Source organism: Allobosea lupini (assembly GCF_900109525.1).
In the GTDB taxonomy this organism is placed as follows: domain Bacteria; phylum Pseudomonadota; class Alphaproteobacteria; order Rhizobiales; family Beijerinckiaceae; genus Allobosea; species Allobosea lupini.
In genome coordinates this window covers 907,771-930,947 of the sequence record NZ_FOAN01000001.1, presented here as the reverse complement: position 1 = coordinate 930,947, position 23,177 = coordinate 907,771, and the positions used below count along the sequence as shown (strand labels likewise).

At 67.4% G+C, this 23,177-nt stretch carries 24 protein-coding genes; 16 read left to right on the top strand and 8 right to left on the bottom strand.

All coding sequences use genetic code 11. The features are described 5' to 3' along the window. Nucleotides 1–11: 11 nt before the first annotated feature. Complete coding sequence (locus BMZ21_RS04555; RefSeq protein ID WP_158673521.1) at nucleotides 12–1,343, bottom strand: branched-chain amino acid ABC transporter permease; 1,332 nt, start codon at nucleotides 1,341–1,343, stop codon at nucleotides 12–14. A gap of 151 nt (nucleotides 1,344–1,494) precedes the next feature. Between BMZ21_RS04555 and BMZ21_RS04550 the strand changes: the two genes are divergently transcribed. After that, nucleotides 1,495–2,232: a class I SAM-dependent methyltransferase gene (locus tag BMZ21_RS04550; protein WP_091830121.1), complete on the top strand. Its 738-nt coding sequence runs from the start codon at nucleotides 1,495–1,497 to the stop codon at nucleotides 2,230–2,232. A gap of 1 nt (nucleotide 2,233) precedes the next feature. Here the strand turns inward: BMZ21_RS04550 and hemB are convergent, their stop codons facing one another. Then, the gene (hemB, locus tag BMZ21_RS04545; protein ID WP_091830119.1) at nucleotides 2,234–3,280 is read right to left on the bottom strand and encodes a porphobilinogen synthase; all 1,047 of its coding nucleotides are present in this window, start codon (nucleotides 3,278–3,280) and stop codon (nucleotides 2,234–2,236) included. 202 nt (nucleotides 3,281–3,482) lie between these two features. Between hemB and BMZ21_RS04540 the strand changes: the two genes are divergently transcribed. The 4 genes from BMZ21_RS04540 (at nucleotide 3,483) to BMZ21_RS04525 (ending at nucleotide 7,227) form a co-directional block, all read left to right on the top strand. Then, nucleotides 3,483–4,538 (top strand): enoyl-CoA hydratase/isomerase family protein, encoded by a 1,056-nt coding sequence (locus tag BMZ21_RS04540; RefSeq protein WP_091830117.1) that lies wholly within the window; start codon nucleotides 3,483–3,485, stop codon nucleotides 4,536–4,538. Nucleotide 4,539: 1 nt separating this feature from the next. Then, nucleotides 4,540–4,980: a DUF6163 family protein gene (locus BMZ21_RS04535; protein ID WP_091830115.1), complete on the top strand. Its 441-nt coding sequence runs from the start codon at nucleotides 4,540–4,542 to the stop codon at nucleotides 4,978–4,980. Nucleotides 4,981–5,186: 206 nt separating this feature from the next. Then, complete coding sequence (ldtR, locus tag BMZ21_RS04530; protein WP_057192211.1) at nucleotides 5,187–5,699, top strand: transcriptional regulator LdtR; 513 nt, start codon at nucleotides 5,187–5,189, stop codon at nucleotides 5,697–5,699. 286 nt (nucleotides 5,700–5,985) lie between these two features. Further along, nucleotides 5,986–7,227, top strand: coding sequence for a L,D-transpeptidase family protein (locus BMZ21_RS04525; protein WP_091830113.1), 1,242 nt, complete (start codon nucleotides 5,986–5,988; stop codon nucleotides 7,225–7,227). A gap of 70 nt (nucleotides 7,228–7,297) precedes the next feature. Here BMZ21_RS04525 and BMZ21_RS04520 read toward each other — a convergent pair whose 3' ends face one another. The 3 genes from BMZ21_RS04520 to BMZ21_RS04510 form a co-directional block, all read right to left on the bottom strand. Next, complete coding sequence (locus BMZ21_RS04520) at nucleotides 7,298–7,582, bottom strand: hypothetical protein (RefSeq protein ID WP_091830111.1); 285 nt, start codon at nucleotides 7,580–7,582, stop codon at nucleotides 7,298–7,300. A gap of 111 nt (nucleotides 7,583–7,693) precedes the next feature. Continuing rightward, a complete protein-coding gene (locus BMZ21_RS04515) occupies nucleotides 7,694–8,797 on the bottom strand; it encodes an isocitrate/isopropylmalate dehydrogenase family protein (RefSeq protein WP_091830109.1) in 1,104 nt (367 codons plus the stop codon). 48 nt (nucleotides 8,798–8,845) lie between these two features. Continuing rightward, nucleotides 8,846–9,820, bottom strand: a complete 975-nt coding sequence (locus tag BMZ21_RS04510) for a Bug family tripartite tricarboxylate transporter substrate binding protein (protein ID WP_091830107.1) — start codon at nucleotides 9,818–9,820, stop codon at nucleotides 8,846–8,848. A gap of 139 nt (nucleotides 9,821–9,959) precedes the next feature. On the opposite strand from BMZ21_RS04510, the gene BMZ21_RS04505 reads away from it, so the two are divergent. Continuing rightward, nucleotides 9,960–10,613 (top strand): GntR family transcriptional regulator, encoded by a 654-nt coding sequence (locus BMZ21_RS04505; protein WP_244543713.1) that lies wholly within the window; start codon nucleotides 9,960–9,962, stop codon nucleotides 10,611–10,613. A 191-nt stretch (nucleotides 10,614–10,804) separates the two neighbouring features. On the opposite strand, the gene nhaA is transcribed toward BMZ21_RS04505, so the two are convergent. Together nhaA and BMZ21_RS04495 are read right to left on the bottom strand one after the other, a co-directional pair. Further along, nucleotides 10,805–12,064, bottom strand: a complete 1,260-nt coding sequence (nhaA, locus tag BMZ21_RS04500) for a Na+/H+ antiporter NhaA (RefSeq protein WP_425285402.1) — start codon at nucleotides 12,062–12,064, stop codon at nucleotides 10,805–10,807. Nucleotides 12,065–12,220: 156 nt separating this feature from the next. After that, complete coding sequence (locus BMZ21_RS04495; protein WP_091830105.1) at nucleotides 12,221–13,429, bottom strand: MFS transporter; 1,209 nt, start codon at nucleotides 13,427–13,429, stop codon at nucleotides 12,221–12,223. 67 nt (nucleotides 13,430–13,496) lie between these two features. On the opposite strand from BMZ21_RS04495, the gene BMZ21_RS04490 reads away from it, so the two are divergent. Both BMZ21_RS04490 and glyA read left to right on the top strand, forming a co-directional pair. Continuing rightward, nucleotides 13,497–13,943 (top strand): helix-turn-helix domain-containing protein, encoded by a 447-nt coding sequence (locus tag BMZ21_RS04490; protein WP_091830103.1) that lies wholly within the window; start codon nucleotides 13,497–13,499, stop codon nucleotides 13,941–13,943. A 95-nt stretch (nucleotides 13,944–14,038) separates the two neighbouring features. Then, nucleotides 14,039–15,337, top strand: a complete 1,299-nt coding sequence (glyA, locus tag BMZ21_RS04485; RefSeq protein ID WP_091830101.1) for a serine hydroxymethyltransferase — start codon at nucleotides 14,039–14,041, stop codon at nucleotides 15,335–15,337. A gap of 23 nt (nucleotides 15,338–15,360) precedes the next feature. Here the strand turns inward: glyA and BMZ21_RS04480 are convergent, their stop codons facing one another. Further along, nucleotides 15,361–16,311 carry a hypothetical protein gene (locus BMZ21_RS04480; protein WP_091830099.1) on the bottom strand — a complete coding sequence of 317 codons (951 nt, stop codon included), beginning with the start codon at nucleotides 16,309–16,311 and terminating at the stop codon, nucleotides 15,361–15,363. Nucleotides 16,312–16,573: 262 nt separating this feature from the next. Between BMZ21_RS04480 and nrdR the strand changes: the two genes are divergently transcribed. The 8 genes from nrdR (at nucleotide 16,574) to allE (ending at nucleotide 23,003) form a co-directional block, all read left to right on the top strand. After that, entirely contained in the window at nucleotides 16,574–17,071 is a 498-nt protein-coding gene (nrdR, locus tag BMZ21_RS04475) for a transcriptional regulator NrdR (RefSeq protein ID WP_091830097.1), read from the top strand. Continuing rightward, on the top strand, nucleotides 17,064–18,194 hold the full coding sequence (gene ribD / locus BMZ21_RS04470) for a bifunctional diaminohydroxyphosphoribosylaminopyrimidine deaminase/5-amino-6-(5-phosphoribosylamino)uracil reductase RibD (RefSeq protein WP_091830095.1): 1,131 nt from the start codon (nucleotides 17,064–17,066) through the stop codon (nucleotides 18,192–18,194). Before nrdR ends, ribD begins: the two co-directional genes overlap by 8 nt. Continuing rightward, a complete protein-coding gene (locus BMZ21_RS04465; RefSeq protein ID WP_091830093.1) occupies nucleotides 18,194–18,841 on the top strand; it encodes a riboflavin synthase in 648 nt (215 codons plus the stop codon). The genes ribD and BMZ21_RS04465 overlap by 1 nt, the downstream gene beginning before the upstream one ends. A 119-nt stretch (nucleotides 18,842–18,960) precedes the next feature. Then, on the top strand, nucleotides 18,961–19,458 hold the full coding sequence (gene ribH / locus BMZ21_RS04460) for a 6,7-dimethyl-8-ribityllumazine synthase (protein WP_091830091.1): 498 nt from the start codon (nucleotides 18,961–18,963) through the stop codon (nucleotides 19,456–19,458). Beyond that, nucleotides 19,455–19,922 carry a transcription antitermination factor NusB gene (gene nusB / locus BMZ21_RS04455; protein ID WP_091830088.1) on the top strand — a complete coding sequence of 156 codons (468 nt, stop codon included), beginning with the start codon at nucleotides 19,455–19,457 and terminating at the stop codon, nucleotides 19,920–19,922. The genes ribH and nusB overlap by 4 nt, the downstream gene beginning before the upstream one ends. An 8-nt stretch (nucleotides 19,923–19,930) precedes the next feature. Further along, nucleotides 19,931–20,926: a thiamine-phosphate kinase gene (gene thiL, locus BMZ21_RS04450; protein ID WP_091830616.1), complete on the top strand. Its 996-nt coding sequence runs from the start codon at nucleotides 19,931–19,933 to the stop codon at nucleotides 20,924–20,926. 35 nt (nucleotides 20,927–20,961) lie between these two features. Then, nucleotides 20,962–22,164 (top strand): MFS transporter, encoded by a 1,203-nt coding sequence (locus BMZ21_RS04445; RefSeq protein WP_244543689.1) that lies wholly within the window; start codon nucleotides 20,962–20,964, stop codon nucleotides 22,162–22,164. Nucleotides 22,165–22,202: 38 nt separating this feature from the next. Further along, on the top strand, nucleotides 22,203–23,003 hold the full coding sequence (gene allE, locus BMZ21_RS04440; protein ID WP_091830086.1) for a (S)-ureidoglycine aminohydrolase: 801 nt from the start codon (nucleotides 22,203–22,205) through the stop codon (nucleotides 23,001–23,003). Nucleotides 23,004–23,177 lie beyond the last annotated feature (174 nt).

The window sequence follows — 23,177 nt, the reverse complement described above, 5'->3', positions numbered from 1 at the left end:
TCGTGTCGTTTTCAGACCTGGCGCGGCGTCAGCGCGCCGTCGCCGAAGAAGCCGCCGGGGCGCAGGATCAGCGTCACGGCGAGCAAGCTATAGACTGCGATGTCGCGCTGTTCGAGCGGCATCGTCGCCGACCACAGCACCTCGAAGGCGGCGATGGCGAGGCCGCCCAGGCAGGCGCCGGGCACCGAGCCGATGCCGCCCAGGACCGCGGCGACGAGTGCCTTGAGGCCGAGCGTGAAGCCGCCTGAAAACCCCATGCCGCCATAGATCACCGTGACGATGACGCCGGCCGCGCCGCAGATGGCGCAGGCGATGATCAGCGCCCGGTCGTGCACTGCGCGCGGATCGATCCCGAACAGCGAGGCGGTCCTGGCGTCGTCGGAGACTGCGCGCCAGGCCCGGCCATAGGACGAGCGGGCGAGATAGAGGATGAGGCAGGTCGCGGCGCAGAAGCCGAGCCCGGCCATGGCGAGCGAGACCGGCGTTGCGGTGACGATGAACTGCTCGGCCCGCACCAGCGGCATGGGCTCGTTGAACACCGGCGGCAGCCAGCGCAATTCGGCGCCCTGGGCGAGGCGCAGGTATTCCGACAGCGCGATGGCGAGCCCGATCGTCGCGATCAGCACCTGCTGGCCGTTGCTCTTGTCGAGATGGCGCAGCACGAAACGGCCCATGGCGAAGCCGTGCAGCGCACTGACGACGATCGCGACGGCAAAGGCGATGAACAGGCCGGAGACCGGCGTCGAGACCGAAAGCGACAGGGTCAGCGCCACACCGACCACCGCGGCGAGTGCGCCAAGCGCCGAGAATTCGCCGAAGGTCAGCAGGATGCGGCCGTTGAGCCCGTAGATCAGCGCATAGGCGCTGGCGAGCAGCGCGTAGATCGCGGCCGAGGGCAGGGCGGCCAGACCCTGCTGGAGGCCATAGGCGAGGCCGGGCGGTACGGTGACGAGATCGGCTCCGGGCGACATGCCGGGATCGACGGGCGGCTCCGCCTTGTATTCGAGATAGAAGCGCCGCAGCAGCAGGAAGCTGGCATCGGTCATCGGCACGCCGTCGGAGGCGAGGCCCGCCAGCGCGCCGCGCTGCAGCGCGGTCCCTTCGCCGGCGAAGATGCAGTCGATGGTGCGCTGCCGCGGGGGCTCGTCCGGCGCCTGCGCCCGGTAGACGATCCGCAGGATGTCGGCACGCGGGCCGCTGCCGGTGCCCTCGATGGTGATGACGGTGTCGGTCGGGTTCAGCGCCGGGATCGCGAGCCGGCAGGCGCGAATCTGATCGGTATCGAAGCGCCCGCAGGCGGCGAGCGCGAGACAGAGCAGAATCGACGTGAACAGGGCGCGCATCGTGGCGCACGCTAGCGCGAGAACCAGGAGGTTGGAACTCGCGGCACGCGCGCCGGGCGAGCAATCGCAGGGCTTGATAAATCGACAGGACGATGCACATCCGATCCGCGCTGGAGCACAGCCAGCACGGGCACGCAGCGGGACATCCGGCATGCAGCAGGACGAGATCTGGGACGCCGACGCGGCCAGGACCTATGACACGCCGGGAACCGGGATGTTCTCGCCGGAGGTGCTGGATCCGGCGGTCGAGCGACTGGCGCAACTGGCGGAGGGCGGCAGGGTACTCGAATTCGCGATCGGGACCGGCCGCGTCGCCGTGCCGCTCGCCCAGCGGAACGTGCCGGTGGCGGGCATCGAGCTCTCGCCTGCGATGATCGCCGAGCTGCGGGCCAAGGTCGATGAAGCCACGATTCCCGTCGTCCGCGGCGACATGGCGACGGCGACTTGTCCGGGCAGCTTTTCGCTCGTCTACCTCGTCTACAACACGATCTCGAACCTGCTCACGCAGGCGCAGCAGGTGGCCTGCTTCCGCAATGCGGCGCGCCATCTCTCGCCCGGAGGCCGTTTCGTGATCGAGCTGTGGGTGCCGGAGCTGCGCAAGCTGCCGCCCGGGCAACAGGCCGTCGTCTGGCAGTCCGAGGCCGGCTATATCGGCCTCGATACCTATGACGTACTGAATCAGCAGCTGGTTTCGCACCATGTCCGCTTTGGCAAAGGCCAGAAGGCGGAGCTGTTCCGCTCGCCGCACCGCTACATCTGGCCGGCGGAGCTCGACCTGATGGCTGAGCTTGCCGGCTTTGCGCTTGAAAGCCGGCATGCCGATTGGAACGGGGCGCCCTTCACGGCGGAGTCACGCTCGCACGTCTCGGTCTATCGCCTGCCGGGCTAGCTCAGCCGCGCTCCTTCAGCATCTTCGCGACCTTCGGCGCGAAATAGGTCAGCACGCCGTCGGCGCCGGCGCGCTTGAAGGCGAGCAGGCTCTCCAGCATTGCCTTGTCGCCGTCGAGCCAGCCATTATTGGCCGCCGCCATGATCATCGCGTACTCGCCGGAGACCTGGTAGGCGAAGGTCGGCACCGAGAACGTGTCCTTCACCCGCGCGATGATGTCGAGATAGGGCAGGCCGGGCTTGACCATCACCATGTCGGCGCCCTCCTCGAGATCGAGCGCGACCTCGGCGATGGCCTCGTCGCTATTGGCCGGGTCCATCTGGTAGGTGCGCTTGTCGCCGATCAGCGTGGCGTTGGTGCCGATCGCGTCGCGAAACGGGCCGTAGAACGCCGAGGCGTATTTGGCCGAATAGGCCATGATCTGCACGTCCTCGTGGCCGCCGGCGTCGAGCGCGGCCCGGATCGCGCCGACGCGCCCGTCCATCATGTCGGAGGGCGCGATCAAATCGGCGCCGGCGTCGGCGAGAGCGAGCGCCTGCCGGACGAGGATGCCGACGCTGGGGTCGTTCAGGATGCGCTCGCCATCCATCACGCCGTCATGGCCATGCGAGGTATACGGATCGAGCGCCGCGTCGCAGATGATGCCGATCTGCGGCACCGCCGCCTTGATCGCGCGGACTGCCCGGCACATCAGGTTGCGGCTGTTCAGCGCTTCCGAGCCGGTCGCGTCGCGCAAGGTCCGGTCGACATAAGGAAAAGGTGCGATGGCGGGAACGCCGAGCGTGGCCGCCGCCTCGGCCTGGCGCACGGCTTCGTCGATGTTGAGACGATCGACGCCCGGCATCCAGGCGACAGGCGAGACGGCTTCCGCGGAATCGATCAGGAAGATCGGCCAGATCAGGTCGTCGCTGGTCAGGCGGTTCTCGCGCACCAGCCGGCGCGACCACTCGGCCTTGCGGTTGCGGCGCATGCGGCGGGTGAGGCCGAGCGAATCGGCTGCGGAGCTTGCGGCCCGCGGCGCGGAGAGGGGCTGTGCCCGGGAAGTCATCGACGCCTCCGCCGTGAATGCGATAGTGGCTTGCCGGCGATCCCTTAGCATATCGGAAGGCGTCCAAAACAGGCGCGATGGTCGCATGGCCAACCCGGCTCCGGCCGCGCTTTACCAAGGCGCATCGTGCGGCGCTCCGCGTTGACAGCCACCCGGCCAGCGCCCAAACACGCCCTCAAGCCGAACGAGACGAAAGAACGCCATGTCGGACGCGCCCGAGATCATCTGTGACATCCGCGGCAGCGCCGGCTTCGTCGTGCTCAATCGGCCGAAGGCGCTGAACGCGCTCAATCTTCCCATGGTGCGCGAGCTGGCCAAGGCGCTCGATGCTTGGGAGCACGATCCTGCCGTGACGCGCATCGTCGTCACCGGAGCGGGCGAGAAGGCTTTCTGCGCCGGCGGCGATATCCGCTCGCTGCACGATCTCGGCAAGGCCGGTCAGCATGACGAGATGCTGACCTTCTGGCGCGAGGAATACATCCTCAACGCCCGGATCCAGAGCTATCCCAAGCCCTACATCGCGCTGGTCGACGGTATCGTCATGGGCGGTGGCGTCGGCCTCTCCCTGCATGGCAGCCACCGTGTTGCCGGCGAGCGCTGGCTCTTCGCCATGCCCGAGGTCGGCATCGGCTTCTTTCCCGATGTCGGTGCGACTTATGCCTTGCCGCGCCTGCCTGATCACGCCGGCACCTATCTCGCTTTGACCGGAGACCGCGTCGGCCAGGCCGATGCGCTGGCGCTCGCGCTGGCGACGCAGGCGGTTCCCTCGGCCCGCATGGCCGAGCTCGCCGAGGCCCTGACCGGCTCCGAGCCTGTCGATGCGACGATCGCCGGTTTCGCGGTCGATCCCGGGCCGGGCAAGCTCGCACCGGAGCGCGCGACGATCGCGCATTGCTTCGGCGCCGCGACACTGCCGGATATCCTCGGCCGGCTCGACGCGAAGGCAGCGGCTGGCGATGCCTTCGCCGCCAAGACGCTCGCCACGATCCGGGCGAAGTCGCCGACCAGCGTCGCCATTGCCTTCGAGCAGATGCGCCGCGGCGCCTCGCTCGGCTTCGCCGAGGCGATGCAGCTCGAATTCCGTATCGTCTCGCGGATCCCGCATGGCCATGACTTCTACGAGGGCGTGCGCGCCGTGGTGATCGACAAGGACCAGGCCCCGTCCTGGCGGCCGCGGACGCTGGAGGAACTCGATCCGGCTGATGTGGCGGCCTATTTCGCTCCGCTCGGCGCGGCCGAGTTGGCGCTGGGCGGCTGAAATGACGATACGCGACGGCGAGGTTCTGCGCGGCCCGGGGCAGGCGGGTGAGGTGAAGCGCCGGGTTCGCTGGCGCCTGCTGCTGGTCTGGCTGCTGCGCCTGCTCTCGGTGGTCTGGATCGGCAAGGGCCTGATGCATTGGATGACGATCCTTGGGCTCGGACTGGTGTTCGAGCCCGGCCCCGCTTTCGAGACGCGCCCGCTGACCTTCCAGGCGATCACCGTCTATTTCGCGGTCTTCGATCTCGTCGCCGGCGTCGGCCTCTGGCTGACCGCGACCTGGGGCGGCGTGCTCTGGCTGCTCGCTGCCGTCAGCCAGTTGCTGCTCGGCTTCTTCTTTCCGCGCTGGCTGACATTGTCGCCGGCGCTGATCGGCACCTATGTCGCGTTGATGCTGGCCTATTTCCTCGCCACCTGGGCCGCCGAGAACCAGGAACCCTGAGACGCGCGCCTGCCTCGAATACGCTGGGCGATAGTAAGAATCGCTTTAGCTTAAGGGATTTGCGGTTCATTTCGGATTCACCCAAATGGGTAAATCCCTGATTCATCCTGATATTTAAACTCGTTTTCATCGGCTCCGCCTATGGTGTCTCTCAGAAGCGGACCGGGAGACAATCCTGGCCGGTCATCAACAGGCGGGATATTACCATGAAGAGCAATGTAAAGACTGTGGAGCCGGCCGCATCTGACGAGGTTCAGCTCAAGGTGAAGCCGCTTTACCTTGAGTCCCTCACCTTGGTCGAGCGGCTGCATCGCCGGCTGCTCGACGTGATCAAGGACGAGTTCGAGCGTCGCAACCGCGACGACGTCAACAGCGTGCAGGCGCTGCTGCTCTACAATATCGGTGACGCCGAGCTCTCGGCCAGCGAGCTGCGCACCCGCGGCTACTATCTCGGCTCGAACGTCTCCTACAATGTCAAGAAGCTGGTCGAGCTCGGCTTCCTCCATCATGCCCGTTCGCGGATCGACCGCCGCTCGGTGCGCATCAGCCTGACCGACAAGGGCCGCGAGGTGCATCACATCGTCAAGGGCGTCTACGACAAGCATGTCCGCACGGTCGAGCAGATCGGCGGCATCGCGGCCGACGATTTCGAGCGGATGAACAACGCCCTGCTGCGCCTCGAGCGCTTCTGGACCGACCAGATCCGCTACAAGCTCTGAGCGCCGGGCCAAGGGCCCGGTCTCGACAGTATCCCCCGCAGCGCGCTTCGGCCTCCCGGCCGGGGCGCGCGCCTGTTTCTTTACGGCAACAGCGATTTCCCTTCGGCCACAGCGATCAAACCCGCGTGAGCGCGACGCATCGCCGCCCCAAAAATGCCGCGCTCATCATACCGTGTTAACTGTGGTAAGGGATCGTCCCCAGCGACCGGCCGTGGCAAATGCCCGGCCGAAGGGGCGGATCGCGTCCCGCTCCGATGATATTGCGAAGTCCAAGGGGTAACGATCGATGCCGAATATCCGCCTGACCCGCCGCGAGACGGTTCTGGCCCTGCTCTCGACTGCTGCCGCCGGCGCGAGCCTGCCGGCCTTCGCCCAGCAGGCCGAGTGGCGCCAGAGCTACGATGCCGGCTCGCGCAATGCCGTCCACCGCTCTTCGACCCCGATGCTCTCCCCGGCCGCGTTGGCGGCGACCGAGCAGGCCGTCGAGACCTATCGCGAGATCGCCGCGCGCGGCGGCTGGCCGACGCTGCAGGTCAGCGAGCGGCTTTCCGTCGGTTCGCGCGGTCCGAGCGTGGTCGCCCTGCGCCAGCGGCTGATCATCACCGGCGATCTCGACGCCTCGGCCGGTGACAGCAATATCTATGACTCCTACGTCGAGGGCGGCGTGCGCCGCTTCCAGTCGCGCATGGGCCTGTCGACCACCGGCAGCATCAACCGCGCGACGCTGGCGGCGCTCAACGTGCCGGTCGACCGGCGCATCCGCCAGCTCGAGACCAATATCGTGCGCCTGCGCACCTGGTCGGGCAATCTCGGCAACCGCTATGTCGTCGCCAACATCCCGGCCGCTGCGGTCGAGACGGTCGAGAACGGCCATGTCGCGACCCGCCATGCCGCCGGCGTCGGCAAGATCGACCGCCAGTCGCCGCTGCTGCAGACCAAGATTCCCGAGGTCAACTTCAACCCGACCTGGACGGTTCCGGCTTCGATCATCCGCAAGGATCTGATCCCGAAGATGCAGAAGGAGCCGACCTACCTCACCGAGAACAAGATCCGCATCATCGGTCCCAATGGCGAGATCCCGCCCGAGCGCGTCAACTGGCGCTCGGACGAGGCGACCCGATACACCTTCCGCCAGGATCCGGGCGGCGAGTTCAACTCGCTCGGCTTCGTGCGCATCAACATTCCGAGCCCGCACGGCGTCTACATGCACGACACGCCGTCGAAGGGCATCTTCGGCGACGATTACCGCTTCGTGTCCTCGGGCTGCATCCGCGTCCAGAACGTGCGCGACTACATCGCCTTCCTGCTCAAGGAGACGCCCGGCTGGGATCGCGCCAAGATCGACGAGACCATTGCGTCTGGCGAGCGCGTCAATGCCCGCATCGCCAATCCGGTGCCGTGCTACTGGGTCTACATCACCGCCTGGGCCACGCCCGACGGCGGCGTGCAGTTCCGCGATGACATCTACAACAAGGATGGCCTCGGCCCGGCGGCCGTCGCCGCCCTGCAGGGCGACCAGGACATCTGATCCTGGCTTCGGCCGGTCGACATCACGAGCCCCCGGCGAAAGCCGGGGGCTTTTCTGTTGATCTGGCAGATTATTGCAGCCGGCTCTTTGTCTGCCGTCTGACCTTGGCGACCGTGTCGAGGATCGCCACCGCCTGCCGCAGTTCGGCATAGGTCGGATCGGGCCTGCCGCCCGGTTTCAGCAGATCGGTGGCCGCCAGATGAATTCGTTCGAAATAGGGGGCGAGCTCGTCCGCGCAGCTGCCGGCCCGTTTCGCCGTACGGGCGAGCGCCTTGGCAGTCAGGGAGGAGGGCCATTTCTGGAGGTCGCAGGCAAGGCGCTTGATCGCGGTTACGGAATGATCGGCAGTCTGCATCGTTAGGCTCCGGCCGCGCCCCGGCCCTGGCAGCGCCTCCTCTCAATCCGCGAGCAGGCGGGACGTTCCCGCCTTGCCATGACCTCCGTGGGACCGCCGATTGCGCCAGAGTCAGGCCGCCTCTGCGGCCTCTGCCAGCATGCCGAGAACCTGTTCCGCGAAGGCTCGCGTACCGAGCGGGCCGCCAAGATCGCGCGTGCGCAGCTCCGGCGCCTTGATCGTCAGGTCGATCGCCCGCTCGATAGCCTCTCCGGCCTGCAGCAGGGCAGGGGCCTGCCGCCGCTCGCCGAGCCAGGCGAGCAGCATCGCGGCCGAGCCGATCAGTGAGGCCGGGTTGGCGAGGTCGCGACCCGCGATATCAGGCGCCGAGCCGTGCTGGGCCTGCGCCACCGCGTGATCTTCGCCGGCATTGAGCGAAGCGGCGAGGCCGAGGCTGCCGGAGATTTCCGAGGCCTGGTCGGAGAGGATGTCGCCGAACATGTTGGTGGTGACGATGACGTCGAAGACGCTGGCGTCGCGCACCAGCAGCGCAGCCATGGCGTCGATGATCTTCTCCTCGTATGCGACATCGGGATAACGCTCGGCCACCGAGCGCACGCATTCGAGGAAGAGCCCGTCGGAGATGCGCAGCACATTGGCCTTGTGCACGGCCGTGACCTTGCGCCGACGCTGGCGGGCCAGTGCAAAGGCGCTCTCGGCGATGCGTACGGAAGCCTGCCGCGTCACCTTGCGGAACGACATGGCGAGGTCCGGCGTCGGCATGATCTCGCCGGGGCCGAGATGCATAGAGCGGTCGGAATAGAAGCCTTCCGTGTTCTCGCGCACCATGACGAGGTCGAGCGGCTTGCCGCAGCGCGGCGCGAAACCTTCGCGGGAGCGGGCCGGGCGGATATTGGCGTAGAGGTCGAGCCGCTTGCGCAGCTGCCCGGATGGATTGAGCCCGCCCTTCTCGGCCGGCGGATACTCGTTGTGCGAGACCGGGCCGAGGATGACGCCGTCCGTCCGTTTTGCCGCCGCGAGCACGGTCTCGGGGAAGGTCGTGCCCTGATTGGCGAGCGCCGCGAAGCCGATCTCGGCACGCTCAAAAGCGAGCCCGAAGCCGAAGAGCTTGCTTGCCGCGTCGAGCACCTTGCAGGTCGCCGCCGCGATCTCGGGACCGATGCCATCCCCTTCGAGGACGAGCAGGCGCAGGGCAGGTGAGGTTGCGTCGGTCATGTCGGCGTCAGTCCGGAAGTGATGAAAGGGAAAGGGGACGAGGAGGCGTCACTCGATCTTGATGTCGGCCTCGGCGACGACCTTCGACCACTTCTCGCGCTCGGCCTTGACGAAGGCGGCGAACTCGGCGGGCGTATTGCCGATCGGCTGGGCGCCTTCCAGCTCCAGGTTCCTGCGCACCTCCGGCAGGTTGATGATGGTCGCGACCTCGCTGCGCAGCTTGTCGACGATCGCCTGCGCTGTGCCCTTGCGCACGAAGACGCCGTACCAGCCGCTCGCCTCGTACCCGGGCACGCCGGCTTCCGCGAGCGTCGGCACCTGCGGCAGCGCCGGAGCCCGCTCGGCCGTGGTGACGGCGAGCGCCTTGAGGCCGCCGCCGTTCACATGGCCGATCGCCGAGGGCAGCGTCGCGAACATCATCGGGATATGGCCGCCCAGCAGGTCGTTGAGCGCCGGGCCGGCGCCGCGATAGGGAGCGTGCTTCAGCTTGACGCCTGCCATCAGCTCGAACAGCGCAGTGGCGATGTGGTTGGCCGAGCCGTGCCCGGCGGTGCCATAGGTCAGCCCCTCCGGCTGCGCCTTGGCGAGCGCGACCAATTCCGCGACCGAGTTGGCCTTGACCGAAGGGTGGACCAGCAGAAGCAGCGGCGCCTTGGCGATCAGCGTCACCGGCTCCAGCACTTCGGCCGGGTCGTGCTTCAGGTTCTTGAACAGGCTCGGATTGACGGCCATCGGGCCGATATTGCTGATCAGCACTGTGTAGCCGTCGGCCGGGGCCTGCGCCGCGGCCGTGGTGCCGAGATTGCCGCCGGCTCCGGCACGGTTCTCGACGACGACGCCGACCCCGAGCCGATCCTGCAGCTTCTGCGCCACCGCCCGGGCGATCACGTCGGTGCCGCCACCGGCGGCATAAGGCACGACCATGGTGATTGCCTTGCTCGGCCAGTCCTGCGCTTTCGCGGCGATGGCCGGCAGCGCGGCGAATGCGGCAGCGAGCAGGAACCTTGGAAACCGGCGTGACATGATGCCTCCCACATTGTTTTGATTTGTCAGTATACCGAAGTATGCTGAATTGAGCCGCAGAGGCAAGCGTTGATTTCGGCGCAGGGCCGGGCGATCAGGGCATCGGGCCTGAAGGAATGGGAGAGGGCGCAGTTTGACGGTGTTCGCCGATGTCCAGCCGGTACGCTCGCTCGCGGGCCAGGCCTATGCGCGCCTGCGCGAGGCGATCGACGCCGGCGAGCTCAGGCCGGGCATGCGCCTGCGCGAGGAGGATCTCGCCACCCGTCTGGAGATGAGCCGTACGCCCTTGCGCGAGGCGGTCCGCCGGCTCGAGGCCGAAGGCTTCTTCACCCGCGATTCGCGCACGCTCGTCGTGATGACGCTCGACCATCAGGCGGTGTCCGAGCTTTATGCGATGCGCGAGGTGTTGGAGGGAACTGTCGCCGCCTTCGCCGCGCGCCACGCCTCCGAGGGCGATGTCGCGCTGATGCGGGATCTGCACGCGATCGAGGCTGGGCTGCTCACCCGCCCGCAGGAGCTGGCGCGCCACAATGAGCGCTTCCATTCAGCACTCAATGGCGCCGCGCATAACCGATATCTGCTGAAGGCCCTGAACGCGCTGCGCGATGCGCGTGCGCTGCTCGGCTCCTCGACATTGCTCGATGCAGATCGGGCGGGACAGGCCCATGCCGAGCATGACGCGATCGTCTCGGCGATCGAAGCTCGCGATCCGATCAGGGCGGAGGCTGCCGCCCGCGATCACATCAGAGCCGCTGGCCGCGAACGGCTGCGGCGGCTGATGCAGGCGAGCTGACCCGCCTGCGGTTGGATCGAATCAGGCCAGATTATCGGCGATCAGGAAGCCGAGCAGCGATATGCACCCCATCACGATCGAGATTTCCAGAAGACTGAAGCCCATTGCCACCTCCGCCACTGCGCAGACAACGTCGAGGCGCCGCCTTGGTTCCGCCGCAGCTGCGGTGATTGTGTGATCGTCAGATCGCCTCAGCGGGCTCGCTTTTGTGGAGCGATCGCCGCCACGGGCACATCCTCCTTGACCAGATGCCGGCCGGCGAGATGGAGCACGACATAGCCGATCACCGCCGACAGCGCCGAGCCGGCGAGCACGCCGATCTTGGTGGCGTCGTTGAGCGCGGCGCTGTTCGCGAAGGCCAGCGCCCCGATGAACAGGCTCATCGTGAAGCCGATGCCGCAGAGCAGCGAGACGCCGTAGAGCTGCGCCCATGTCGCCTTGGCTGGCATGGTGCCGAGGCCGAGCCGCACCGCAAGCCAGGCGAAGCCGAAGACGCCGATCTGCTTGCCGAGGAAAAGTCCGAGCACGATGCCGAGCGGCACTGGCGTCAGCAGGAGCGAGGGCGACATGCCGGCGATCGAGACGCCGGCATTGGCGAAGCCGAAGACCGGCACGATGAAATAGGATGACCAGGGGTGGAGCCGGTGCTCCAGCGTGTGCAGCGGCGAATGCTCGGGCTCGTCGCTCTCCTTGCCACGGCCGCCGAGCGGGATGGTCAGCGCCAGCGCGACACCGGCGAGCGTGGCGTGGATGCCGGATTTCAGCACGAAGAACCAGAGCACGGCGCCGATGGCGAGATAGAGCGGCAGCAGGCGGACGCCGCGCAGGTTCAGCGCGATCAGGATGGCGAGGCAGGCGGCGGCGCCGGCCAGCATCGGCAGCGAGAGATCGCCGGAATAGAACAGGGCGATGATCAGGATCGCGCCGAGATCGTCGAGAATGGCGAGCGCGGTCAGGAAGATCTTGAGCGAGACCGGCACGCGCGAGCCCAGGATGGCGAGCACGCCGAGCGCAAATGCGATGTCGGTGGCAGCGGGGATCGCCCAGCCACGCAAGGCTTCAGGGTCGCTGCGGGCGAGCGTGGCATAGATCAAGGCGGGCGCGATCATGCCGCCCAGCGCAGCCAGAGCCGGCAGGGCGCGGCGGCTCCAGGTTGCGAGCTGGCCTTCGATGAACTCGCGCTTGATCTCCAGCCCGACGAGCAGGAAGAACAGCGCCATGAGCGCGTCGTTAATCCAGTGCAGGATCGAAAGGCCGGCGACCTTCGCCTCCAGCAGCTTGAAATAGACCGGGCCGAGCGCCGAATTGGCGATGATCAACGCCAGAGCGGCGGAGAAGACCAATAGGACACCGGCCGCCGCACCGCTTTCAAGGAAGGCGTGCAAGGGCGAGCGGCGTTTCGGCGGCCACTCGGGCTGGTGAGCTTCGATCTCGTCGGTCTGCTGCACCACGCCGTTCTCCTTCCGCCGGTTTCCGTTTCACCCGGCTGCTGCGACACCCCGATGTCGTTTCGATTGCAGCCGAGGATTGCGCCAAAGGAGCGAGTCAGCTGCTCCGGGTTGTGAATAAAGCAGACCGCGCACGAGGCAGCACTCCATATCGCCGCACTATCGCCGGCGCAGCCTGTCAGCGGCACCGGTCAGCGCGGCCGTGACGGTCATGATCGTCAGCAGGGCGGACGTGATGCCGAACAGGTTCGCGTAACCGAACCCGGCGATCACTGGCGTGCTGAGCAGGGGCGAGCAGAACTGGCCGATGAAGATCGAGGCGGTCAGGATGCCGCCGGCGAGCCCGCGCTTCCGCGTCGGTGCGAGATTGAGGGCGAGGGCGACGAAGCTCGGCGAGACCAGCGCATAGCCCGCGCCGATCGCTGCCACGGCCGCAAAGATCGCCGGATTGGTCGCGGCGAGCAGCAGCATGAGGAAACCCAGCGCCATCGCGCCATAGCCGAGAGCGAAAATGCCGGCGTAGCCGACAGCGCGCTGGATGCGGGAGTAGAGCAGGGCGAAGCCGCCGCCCGACAGCATCAGCACGCCTAGCGCCGAGCCGGTCATGATCGCGCTGTCATGGCCTCGCGCATCCAGGAAGAAGGACAGCTGCGTCGGCATGATGAAGAAGATCATGTTCGTTGTGCCCTGCAGCAGCACCAGCAACGCGAGGGGCAGTCGCCAGCTGCGGTTGTCGTCGCTCAGGGCGCCTGGTTTCGCGCCGCTGGTCGGCGACAAGCGCGACGGATCGACGATCACCAGCCACATCAGCGGCAGGAAGGCAGCCGCCAGACCGTAGATCGCGAAGGGCAGGCGCGGCGACAGCGTCGCGGCCCAGCCGGCGGTGAGAATGAAGACGAGCCCGCCGAGATTGCGCGCCGAGATCTGCAGGCCGGTCAGCGCATTGCGGTCGTCGCCGGTGAAATAGTCGCCGATCAGCGCTGTCTGCGCCGTCATGATCAGGGCGACCGCCACCCCCAATACGAGCCGGCTGGCGAAGATCGTCGGCAGGTCGGGCAGGACGAGCCCGGCGCAGCCTGACAGCACGAACAGGATCACGCCGACGAGCAGCAACCGGCGCCGTCCGTAGCGGTCGGCCGCGAGCCCGGCGAGTGGTGCAAGAATCGCGACGCTGAGCGAGGGCGCCGGCACCAGGAGCCGCGTAAGCAGCGCGGCGTTGGGATCGTCCGCGAACAGCCGTTCCAGCCCGGGCAGGGCCGGGGCGATCGTCGCGTTCGCCATGGTGGTGAGCGATGCCGCCATCAGCAGGGCGATGGCGCGCCGATCCTGCCAGATCGGAATTTGCCTTGAAACGAGAACAGCTTCCATGATGAACCTCTTGCCGAAATGATACGTTCGGCAGAGCGTACAAATTCAAGTCGACTTGAGGTCAAGCATGACTGTTCTGGATATCGGCGAGGTCGCCGAACGCGCGGGCGTCGCGCCCTCGACCCTTCGCTATTACGAGGAGATCGGCCTGATCGCCTCGCTCCGGCGGCGGGGCCTGCGGCGGCAATTCGATGCCGATGTGCTGCTGAAGCTGTCGCTGATCGCCATGGGCAAGGCGGCCGGCTTCTCGCTGGAAGAGATCGCCGGCATGTTCGGCCGCGACGGCAGGCCCGATATTCCGCGCGACCAGCTGCGCCTTAAGGCCGACGAGCTGCAGCGCCAGATGGCTGAATTGCGCACGCTGCGTGACATGCTGCGCCACATCGCGGACTGCCCCGCACCCTCGCATCTGGAGTGCCCGACCTTCCGCAAGCTGATGCAGGCTGCCTCGCGCCGGAAGCTCGTCTACCGCCCGTCCGTCCGGCGTTCGGGCGCGCGCCGGGCAGCTCCTTAGCCGCGTCCATCTAGCGCTTGGACAGCCTCACTCTGCGTGATAGGGACCGCGCGGGGATCGGCCGGGATCGGCCGCCGCATTCTTAGGAGCCGGATATGACCGAAGCCGCGCGCGACAAGCACCTCTCCAACTCCTTCTTCGGCGCCGGCCTTGCCGATGTCGATCCCGAGATCGCCCGCGCCATCGAGCTCGAGCTTGGTCGCCAGCGCGAAGAGATCGAGCTCATCGCCTCGGAGAACATCGTCTCGCAGGCGGTGCTCGAGGCTCAAGGCTCGGTGATGACCAACAAATACGCCGAGGGGTATCCGGGCCGGCGCTATTACGGCGGCTGCCAGTTCGTCGACATCGCCGAGAAGCTTGCGATCGAGCGCGCCTGCCGCCTGTTCGACTGCCAGTTCGCCAATGTCCAGCCGAACTCCGGCAGCCAGGCCAACCAGTCCGTGTTCATGGCGCTGATGCAGCCGGGCGACACCTTCATGGGCCTCGATCTCGCTGCCGGCGGCCATCTTACCCATGGCGCCCCGGTCAACCAGTCCGGCAAGTGGTTCAAGGTCGTGCCCTATGGCGTCTGCGTCGTCGACCAGCTGATCGACTATGACGCGATGGAGCGTCTCGCCGTCGAGAACAAGCCGAAGATCATCGTTGCCGGCGGCTCCGCCTATGCCCGTCACTGGGACTTCGCGCGCTTCCGCGAGATCGCCGACAAGGTCGGTGCCTATTTCATGGTCGATATCGCCCATTTCGCCGGGCTGGTCGCCGGCGGCGCCCATCCCTCGCCGTTCCCGCACGCCCATGTCGTCACCACCACCACGCACAAGACGCTGCGCGGCCCGCGCGGTGGCATGGTGCTGACGAATGACGAGGCGATCGCCAAGAAGATCAACTCGGCGGTGTTCCCGGGCCTGCAGGGCGGCCCGCTGATGCACGTCATCGCCGCCAAGGCGGTCTCGTTCCACGAGGCGCTGCAGCCGGAGTTCAAGAGCTACGCCCATGCCGTCGTCGCCAATGCCAAGGCGCTGGCCGAGACGCTGAAGAGCAAGGGCTTCGACCTTGTCACCGGCGGCACCGACAACCACCTGATGCTGGTTGACCTGCGCTCCAAGAAGGTCACCGGCAAGGCGGCCGAGGCTGCGCTCGGGCGCGCTCACATCACCTGCAACAAGAACGGCATCCCCTTCGATCCGGAGAAGCCGATGGTCACCTCCGGCATCCGCCTGGGTACGCCCGCTGCGACCTCGCGCGGCTTCGGCGTCGCCGAGTTCAAGAAGGTCGGCGAATTGATCGCCGAGGTGCTGGACGGCCTCGCCGCCAATGGCGAAGAGGGCAACGCCGCCGTCGAGCAGGCGGTCAAGGCCAAGGCCCACGAGCTGACGGCGCGCTTCCCGATCTACTGAGCGGGAGGCGTCCGGACCGCTTTCTACGGGAAGGTCCCGGTCAGCTTGATCATGAACAGGTTCTCCGGGCCTCCGGGCGCATCGCTCCGGTTGGTCCGGCTGAGTTCGGCGTTGAGGTCGAGCCCTTTAGTGATCTTGTAGCCGGCAGAGGCGCTGCCGCCGAACTGGCCGTCCTTGACCTGCGCCGCGACGGAAACGTTGAAGCGGTCATCCGTCGCGCTCAGCTTGAGGTTGAGGTCGACGGTCGGCTTGGTCACGTCCTTCTTGACGATGCCGCTGAGCTCGAACGAGCCGTACTGGACCATGACCTCGCCCTCGACCTTCTCGATCGCGGCCGACTTGGTCACCACCTGCATCGAGAGATCGAGCTTTAGCCGGTCCCATTTCAGCTTGCCGGTCAGTTTGGCGCCGACCAGCTCGGCGGTCGGATCGAAGACGATGCCGCCGACGCCGAGTTTCAGCGCGCCGAGCTTGACGACCTCGAATTTGAGCTTTTCCAGCTGCTGCAGGCCGAGCGTCACCGCCCCGTTGTTCGGCTTGGTGACGAAGAGGGCGGCGCCCGCTCCGAGCGCCAGCGCCGCGCCGACGACGTAGACGATGCCCTTGTGCTGATCGACCCAGACGCCGAGCGCCGAGGAGCTTGCTGCCGCTTTGAACGCATCGACCTGCTTTTCCAGAGCCTTGTAGTTCGACGACTTCTTGATCTGCTTGAAATACTCGTCGGCCGCCTTGGACAGCACGTCGTCGCCGATCGAGCGCAGCTTCTGGATGTCCTCGGACGAGAGCTGGGTCGTCTGGCTCTTGAGTTTCGCGTTCGCGAAGCTCAGCAGACCCTTCTGCGCTGTCGACAGGACGACAGGGCTCTTGAGGATCTCGGCGAGGCGTTCGGGAGACCTCTGGATTTCGCTGTCGAGAAGGTCGAAGGCCAGGACGACCAGGCCGCCGAAGGCGTCGCCGACAGTATCATTGGACATCTGCGTAACTCCGATTGGCGAGCTTTGTGGATCGGGAGGCAGGCGCAGGCGGGTCGCAGAACGACATCCTGCCATGGGGAAGGCGCATCGTCCGGCGTCATGTTCTGGCGAGGGCCGCGATCCGGTGCCGGAGCGTCATGCAATCTCGTGCTTGCTCCCTTGCCGCCGGCTGGTCGTTTTTCGCTGGCCTGCGACGGCATGGCTGAGGCAAGGAAGGGCCGCGGGCGCTATCGTCCCTCAAGCTAACCTGAAGGCCCCATTCATGCGCTGTCCCTATTGCGGCTCGCTCGATACCCAGGTGAAGGATTCGCGGCCGACCGACGACCACGCTTCGATCCGGCGCCGGCGCGTCTGCCCAGATTGCGGCGGCCGCTTCACGACCTTCGAGCGCGTGCAGCTGCGCGAGCTCACCGTGGTCAAGCGCTCGGGCCGGCGCACCGCCTTCGATCGCGACAAGCTGCAGACCTCGATCGAGGTGGCGCTGCGCAAGCGCCCGGTCGCGCCCGAGCGGATCGAGCGCATGGTCAACGGCATCGTCCGCCAGCTCGAAAGCTCGGGCGAGGGTGAGATCCAGAGCTCGGCCGTCGGCGAGCTGGTGATGGAGGGGTTGAAATCGCTCGACGACGTCGCCTATGTCCGCTTCGCCTCGGTCTACCGGAATTTCCGTGAAGCCCGCGATTTCGAGGAGCTGCTCGGCCAGCTCGGTAGCGATGAGATCGAGCCCGTGACCAAGCCGGCGCCCGCCCGCGACGATGCCTGATCAGGACGCGATCGACCGCGCCTTCATGGCGCGGGCGCTGGAGCTCGGCGCGCGTGGGCTCGGCCAGACCTGGCCCAATCCCAGCGTCGGCGCCGTCGTCGTGCGCGATGGTCCGGACGGCCCGGTAGTCGTCGGCGAGGGTCGCACGCAACCCGGCGGTCGCCCGCACGCCGAGGCGATGGCTTTCGAGAACGCCGGCGCAGCGGCGAGCGGCGGCACGCTCTATGTCACGCTGGAGCCCTGCTCGCACCGCACGATCCGTGGCGGCACGCCTTGTGTCGAGCGCACCTTGCTCGCCGGCGTCCGGCGCGTCGTCTCTGCGATGTCGGATCCCAATCCGCAGATTGCCGGTCTCAGCCATGCCTTGCTTCGTATGGCAGGTGTGGAGGTCAAGCTCGGCGTGCTCGAGGACCAGGCGCAGCGCAGCCATCGCGGCCATGTGCTGCGGGTGACCGAGGGACGGCCGATGGTGACCTTCAAGGTTGCGCGCACGGCAGATGGCTTCGCCGGCGGGTTAGGGGGCGCTAGGCTCGCCATCTCATGTCCGGAATCCGGCGAATGGGTACACCGCCTGCGCGCTAGCCATGATGCGATCATGCTCGGCATCGGCAGCGTCCTTGCCGACGACCCGCTGCTGACCGTGCGCCTGCCCGGACTCGAAATCCGCTCGCCCATCCGGGTCGTGCTCGATTCCTCGCTCCGCCTGCCGCTCGACGCCAAGCTGGTTCAGGGCGCAGCGACTGTGCCGCTCTGGGTGATCGCGGCCGAGGATGCCCCGGTCGCGGCCGAGGAGAAGCTGGTCGCCGCCGGCGTCGAGGTCATGCGCGTCTCGCGCGGCGCCGACGGCCATCTCGACCTATCGGAGGCGCTGCGACTGTTGGCGGCCCGCGGCATCACCCGCGTCTTCTCGGAAGGTGGCCCGACGATTGGCGAGCAACTGGCGCTGCGGGGCCTTGCCGACGAGGTCATCGTCTCGACCTCGCCGAAGCCGCTCGGGGCCGAGGGCGTCGTCGCCGTCAGGCCGGGACTTGCGGCGCTGCTCGCCGATCCCGAAATCTACGCCGTCACCGAAGCCGGGCAGATCGGCTGCGACCGTTTTGAAGTCTTCACGAGGATCGCCTGATGTTCACCGGCATCGTCACCGCCATCGGCACCGTCACCCGCTCGCAGACCAAGGGCCCGAGCCTGAAGCAGTTCGATATCTCGTGCCCGTGGGAGGCATCCGGCATCGAGCTCGGCGCCTCGATCGCCTGTGCCGGCGTCTGCCTGACTGTCACGGCCCTCAAGCCGCGCGAGGATGGCGAGCCCGGCTGCCTGTTCCAGGTGGAGGCGGCCGCCGAGACCCTGGCGAAGACGTCCGTCGGCGCGTGGATGTCAGGCACGAAGATCAACCTGGAGCGCTCGCTCAAGATGGGCGACGAACTCGGCGGTCATCTCGTCACCGGCCATGTCGACGGCGTCGGCACCATCCTGACGATCGACGAGATCGCGCCCGACCCGAGCGAGCCCTGGGGCGCGACGGCCCGCTTCCATATCCGGGCGCCGCAGGGGCTCGCTCGCTTCATCGCCGCCAAGGGCTCGATCTGCCTCGACGGGACATCGCTGACCGTCAACACGGTCGAGGACGACGTCTTCACCGTGCTGCTGATCCCGCATTCCTTCAGCGTCACAACCTGGGGTGAGCGCAGGAAGGGAGACGGCGTCCATGTCGAGGTCGATCTGATGGCGCGGTATGCCGCGCGGCTTGCGGAGGCGCGTCCGGGGGGCTAAAGCCGGCCCAACGCTCAGCCCTCATCCTGAGGAGCAGTTTCTGTCGAAACAGCTCCTCAGGATGAGGGCTTTGGTGCTTGGATATTCACGGGCACCATCTCTTGCATAAGGAAGACGCCATGGCCGGATCCCGGCAATCTTCGGCTGCCTCAGCCGCTCCGCTCGACGACGCCCGTGTGCTGGTGGTCGAGGCCCGTTTCTATGATGGCCTCGCCGACGAACTGCTCGCCGGCGCGACCGCCGTGCTGGAGAAGGCCGGCTGCCGCGTCGATGTCGTCACCGTCCCCGGCGCGCTCGAAATCCCCTCCGCCATCGTCATCGGCCTGCGCGCCGCCGACGAGGCGGTCGACCCTTATGAGGCCGTCGTCGCGCTCGGCACCGTCATCCGCGGCGAGACCGGCCATTACGACATCGTCGCCGGCGAGAGCTCGCGCGCGCTGATGGACCTGTCGGTCGCCTTTGCCCTGCCGCTCGGCAACGGCATCCTCACTGTCGAGAACGACGCGCAGGCCTGGGCCCGCGCCAACCGCAGCGAGATGGACAAGGGTGGCGGCGCGGCGGAAGCTGCGCTCGCGGTGCTGCGTTACAAGCGCTCGCTGGCGGAGGAGTCGAAATGAGCCGATCCGAGATGCGCCGCGGCGCCCGGCTGTCGGCCGTCCAGGCGCTCTACGAGATGGAGGTCGGTGGGCGCGGCGTGGTCGAGGCCATGGCCGAGTTCGAAGCCTTCTGGATCGGCAAGGAAGTCGAGGACATCGAGCTCCCCAAGGCCGAGATCGCCTTCTTCCGCGACCTGCTCGGCGGCGTCGTCCGTGAGCAGCGTCTGGTCGACCGTTCCGTCGACGATCTCCTCGCCTCCGGCTGGCCGTTGAAGCGCGTCGAGGCGGTGGTGCGCGCCATCCTGCGCGCCGGCGCCTATGAGCTCGCCTTCCGCAAGGACGTGCCGGGCCGTGCCGTGATCTCGGAATATGTCGCGGTCGCCCGCTCCTTCTACGAGGGCGACGAGGTCGGCATGGTCAACGCGGTGCTCGACAGGATGGCCCGCGACGTCCGCGCCGAGGAATTCGACGCTCCGGCAGCGTGAGCGGCGCCGTGGCCGGACCCCGGAGCCCCGGCGAATTCGAGCTGATCGCCCGCTATTTCGCGCCGATCGCCGGCCGCGCCGGGCTCGGCCTGATCGACGACGCCGCCTTGCTGCGCCCGGCGCGCGGCTATGAGCTCGTGGTCACCGCCGATGCGCTCGTCGCCGGCGTGCACTTCTTCGCCGACGACCCGCCGGCCTCGATCGGGCGCAAGGCGCTCGGCGTCAATCTCTCCGATCTCGCCGCCAAGGGCGCTAGGCCCGACGGCTTCGTCCTGACGCTCGCTCTGCCCACGGGCTGGACGGAAGACTGGCTCGCCGGCTTCGCACAGGGGCTCGGTGTCATGGCGGGCGAGGCCGATTGTCCGCTGATCGGTGGCGACACGGTCTCGACCAACGGCCCGCTGACCCTCTCGATCACCGCCTTCGGCAGCGTTCCCGCCGGCCGCATGGTGCTGCGTTCGGGAGCCAAGCCGTGCGATGTCGTCGCCGTCACCGGCACGATCGGCGACGGCGCGCTCGGCCTGAAGGCGCACGGGCCGGATCGGCCCGCCTGGGTCGGCCAACTCCCGGAAGCCGATCGCGCCTTCCTCACCGATCGCTATCTGCACCCGCAGCCGCGGGTTGCGCTCGCCGCCGCCCTGCAGGCGCATGCCTCGGCTGCGATGGATGTCTCCGACGGGCTGGTCGGCGACCTTGCCAAGCTGCTGGCGGCCTCGAAGGCGGGGGCGGAGATAGACCTCGATGCCGTGCCGCTCTCGCCCGCGGCCCGCTCTGCCGTCATGGCCGATCCCGCACTGGCGGAACTGGCCTGGACCGGCGGCGACGACTACGAAATTCTCTGTACGATCCCGGAAGGAGAATTTCCTTCTATGGTTGCTGCCGCGGAGGCGGCGGGGCTCAGCCTCGCGCGCATCGGGCGCGTCACCGCCGAGGCGGGGAACGTGCGCTATACCGAAGCGGGCCGGCCGCGAAGCTTCGCGCGCGGCTCCTTCGCTCATTTCTGACGGCGGCTGGGCGGCCGCGAAGGGCGGCGGCTGCGATGAACCAGCATGTTCCGGTGATGGACGGCGATACGCTCGCCAAGCGCAATGCGCTCGTGCTCGCCGGCGCCCAGGCGCTCGGCGGCGCGAGCCCGGCGATCGTGATCTCGCTCGGCGGCATCGTCGGCTCGCAACTGGTCGCGAACCAGGCCTTCGCCACCGTGCCGGTCAGCCTGATGCAGCTCGGTCTGGCCACTGGCGTCATCCCGGCGGCGTTCCTGATGCGCCGGCTTGGCCGCCGCCGCGGCTATATCGTCGGCGCGCTGATCGGTGCCGTCGGCGCCAGCGTCGCCGCGACCGGTGTGGCCGAACGGCTGTTCTGGCTGTTCTGCCTTGGCACCTTCCTGTGCGGGCTCTACGGCTCCTATGTGCAGAGCTATCGCTTCGCCGCCGCCGACACGGCGAGCGAGGGCTTCCGGCCGCGTGCGATCTCCTGGGTGATGATCGGCGGGCTGGCTGCCGGCGTGATCGGGCCGCAATCGGTTTACTGGACGCGTGACCTGACGCCGGCCGCGCCCTTTGCCGCAAGCTTTCTGGCGCAGGGTGCGCTTGCTCTGATCGCCATTGGTGTCGTGCTGGCGCTGCGCGCTCCACCAGTGAAGGAGGCGAAGTCCGGTGGCGGCCGGCCGCTTCCCGAGATCATGCGCCAACCCAAGTTCATCGCCTCGGTGATCGCGGCGCTCGTCGCCTACGGGCTGATGAGCTTCGTGATGACAGCGGCCCCGCTCGCCATGGTCGGTTGCGGCCACAGTGTCGGCGATGCCGCGCTCGGTATCCAGTGGCATGTGCTCGCCATGTTCGCGCCGAGCTTCTTCACCGGTCGCCTGATCGCCCGCTTCGGCAAGGAGACGATCACGGCTGCCGGCCTCTTGCTGACGGCGCTCGCGGCGATCGTCGGCCTCAGCGGCCTCAGTGTCGCGCATTTCTGGATCGCGCTCGTCCTCCTCGGGATCGGCTGGAATTTCGGCTTCATCGGTGCGACCGCGCTGGTGACCGACTGCTACCGGCCGGAGGAGCGGGTCAAGGTCCAGGCGGCCAACGACTTCCTTGTCTTCGGCTCGGTCGCGATCGCCTCCTTCTCCTCCGGCGGACTGCTCAGCGCCGGCGGCTGGACCAGCGTCAACTGGCTGGTCTTCCCGCCGGTCGCAGTCGCGCTGGCTCTGGTCGCCTGGCAAGGCCTGCAGCGACGTGTGGTGGCGTGATCCTTGCTGGATAGTCCGGCCTGAAGCGGAGACCTCGCATGCGCCCTCATCAGCTTCCCCAGTGCGCCGGTCGCCCCGTCGCGGGCGCGATCGGTCACAACCGCGGCGTGGTGCAGAGAAACTACGCCTTCATGCCGCCCGAGGGCGTGCTGGTCAGCCGGTTGCCGCATGTCGAGAAGACCATTGCGCGCATTCTCGCAGCCCCGGTGCTGGGGGCTCGGTTTGCGCAGTACGTGCTCGAGATCGAGCCCGGCGGCGGCACGCTTGCGCCTTTCGCCGAGGACGGCGTGCAGCACTTCTATTATGGACTGTCCGGCGAAGCGGCGTTCGCCATTGACGGTGCCGGCGGCAACGCCTTCGGTCCCGGCAGCTTTGCCTATGTTCCGGGTGGAACGCGGTTCTCGCTGCGCAATGACAGCGATGGGCCGGTGCGCGTCCTTGGCCTGCGCAAGCGCTACGAGCCGGCGCCCGGCCTTGCCGTGCCCGAGCCGATCCTGTCGCATCGCGATGCGGTCCCGCTGACCAATCATACCGGCATGGAGGGGCGCGGCTTCCAGTTCCTGCTGCCCTATGGCGACATGCGCTTCGATTTCGAGATGAACCTGATGTGGTTCAAGCCAGGCGCCTTTTTCCCGGATGTCGAGACCCATGTGATGGAGCACGGGCTCTACATGCTGGAAGGGCAGGGGCTCTACTTCCTCGGGCAGGATTGGCACGAGATCTGGGCCGAGGACTTCATCTGGATGGGCGGCTACTGCCCGCAGCAGTTCTATCCGACCGGTTTCGGCGATGCCTGCTACCTGCTCTACAAGAACGTCAATCGGGACGTGGCACTTTAGAGTGACCCTCAAATGGTCACGGCCGATCGGCAGATCGGTGCACGATGACCTGACATTCTCCCGGAATTGTCAGCCGACCCGTTTGCGATTCTGGCGGAAACTGGGCAACAATCCGATCCGACACTGGTGATCGGCGCTGTGGCCTGATTCGTCGTGAGGCCGACAGAGCCGTTT

Excerpts from the sequence above, each read along its gene's own strand:
- allE (WP_091830086.1), top strand. The coding sequence starts at position 22,203 with ATGCGCCCTCATCAGCTTCCCCAGTGCGCCGGTCGCCCCGTCGCGGGC.
- nrdR (WP_091830097.1), top strand. The coding sequence starts at position 16,574 with ATGCGCTGTCCCTATTGCGGCTCGCTCGATACCCAGGTGAAGGATTCG.
- BMZ21_RS04510 (WP_091830107.1), bottom strand. The coding sequence starts at position 9,820 with ATGTCACGCCGGTTTCCAAGGTTCCTGCTCGCTGCCGCATTCGCCGCG.
- BMZ21_RS04535 (WP_091830115.1), top strand. The coding sequence starts at position 4,540 with ATGACGATACGCGACGGCGAGGTTCTGCGCGGCCCGGGGCAGGCGGGT.
- glyA (WP_091830101.1), top strand. The coding sequence starts at position 14,039 with ATGACCGAAGCCGCGCGCGACAAGCACCTCTCCAACTCCTTCTTCGGC.
- BMZ21_RS04515 (WP_091830109.1), bottom strand. The coding sequence starts at position 8,797 with ATGACCGACGCAACCTCACCTGCCCTGCGCCTGCTCGTCCTCGAAGGG.
- BMZ21_RS04490 (WP_091830103.1), top strand. The coding sequence starts at position 13,497 with ATGACTGTTCTGGATATCGGCGAGGTCGCCGAACGCGCGGGCGTCGCG.
- BMZ21_RS04525 (WP_091830113.1), top strand. The coding sequence starts at position 5,986 with ATGCCGAATATCCGCCTGACCCGCCGCGAGACGGTTCTGGCCCTGCTC.
- ldtR (WP_057192211.1), top strand. The coding sequence starts at position 5,187 with ATGAAGAGCAATGTAAAGACTGTGGAGCCGGCCGCATCTGACGAGGTT.
- BMZ21_RS04550 (WP_091830121.1), top strand. The coding sequence starts at position 1,495 with ATGCAGCAGGACGAGATCTGGGACGCCGACGCGGCCAGGACCTATGAC.
- BMZ21_RS04555 (WP_158673521.1), bottom strand. The coding sequence starts at position 1,343 with ATGCGCGCCCTGTTCACGTCGATTCTGCTCTGTCTCGCGCTCGCCGCC.
- ribH (WP_091830091.1), top strand. The coding sequence starts at position 18,961 with ATGGCCGGATCCCGGCAATCTTCGGCTGCCTCAGCCGCTCCGCTCGAC.
- BMZ21_RS04520 (WP_091830111.1), bottom strand. The coding sequence starts at position 7,582 with ATGCAGACTGCCGATCATTCCGTAACCGCGATCAAGCGCCTTGCCTGC.
- nusB (WP_091830088.1), top strand. The coding sequence starts at position 19,455 with ATGAGCCGATCCGAGATGCGCCGCGGCGCCCGGCTGTCGGCCGTCCAG.
- BMZ21_RS04495 (WP_091830105.1), bottom strand. The coding sequence starts at position 13,429 with ATGGAAGCTGTTCTCGTTTCAAGGCAAATTCCGATCTGGCAGGATCGG.
- BMZ21_RS04540 (WP_091830117.1), top strand. The coding sequence starts at position 3,483 with ATGTCGGACGCGCCCGAGATCATCTGTGACATCCGCGGCAGCGCCGGC.
- BMZ21_RS04445 (WP_244543689.1), top strand. The coding sequence starts at position 20,962 with ATGAACCAGCATGTTCCGGTGATGGACGGCGATACGCTCGCCAAGCGC.
- ribD (WP_091830095.1), top strand. The coding sequence starts at position 17,064 with ATGCCTGATCAGGACGCGATCGACCGCGCCTTCATGGCGCGGGCGCTG.
- BMZ21_RS04465 (WP_091830093.1), top strand. The coding sequence starts at position 18,194 with ATGTTCACCGGCATCGTCACCGCCATCGGCACCGTCACCCGCTCGCAG.
- hemB (WP_091830119.1), bottom strand. The coding sequence starts at position 3,280 with ATGACTTCCCGGGCACAGCCCCTCTCCGCGCCGCGGGCCGCAAGCTCC.
- BMZ21_RS04480 (WP_091830099.1), bottom strand. The coding sequence starts at position 16,311 with ATGTCCAATGATACTGTCGGCGACGCCTTCGGCGGCCTGGTCGTCCTG.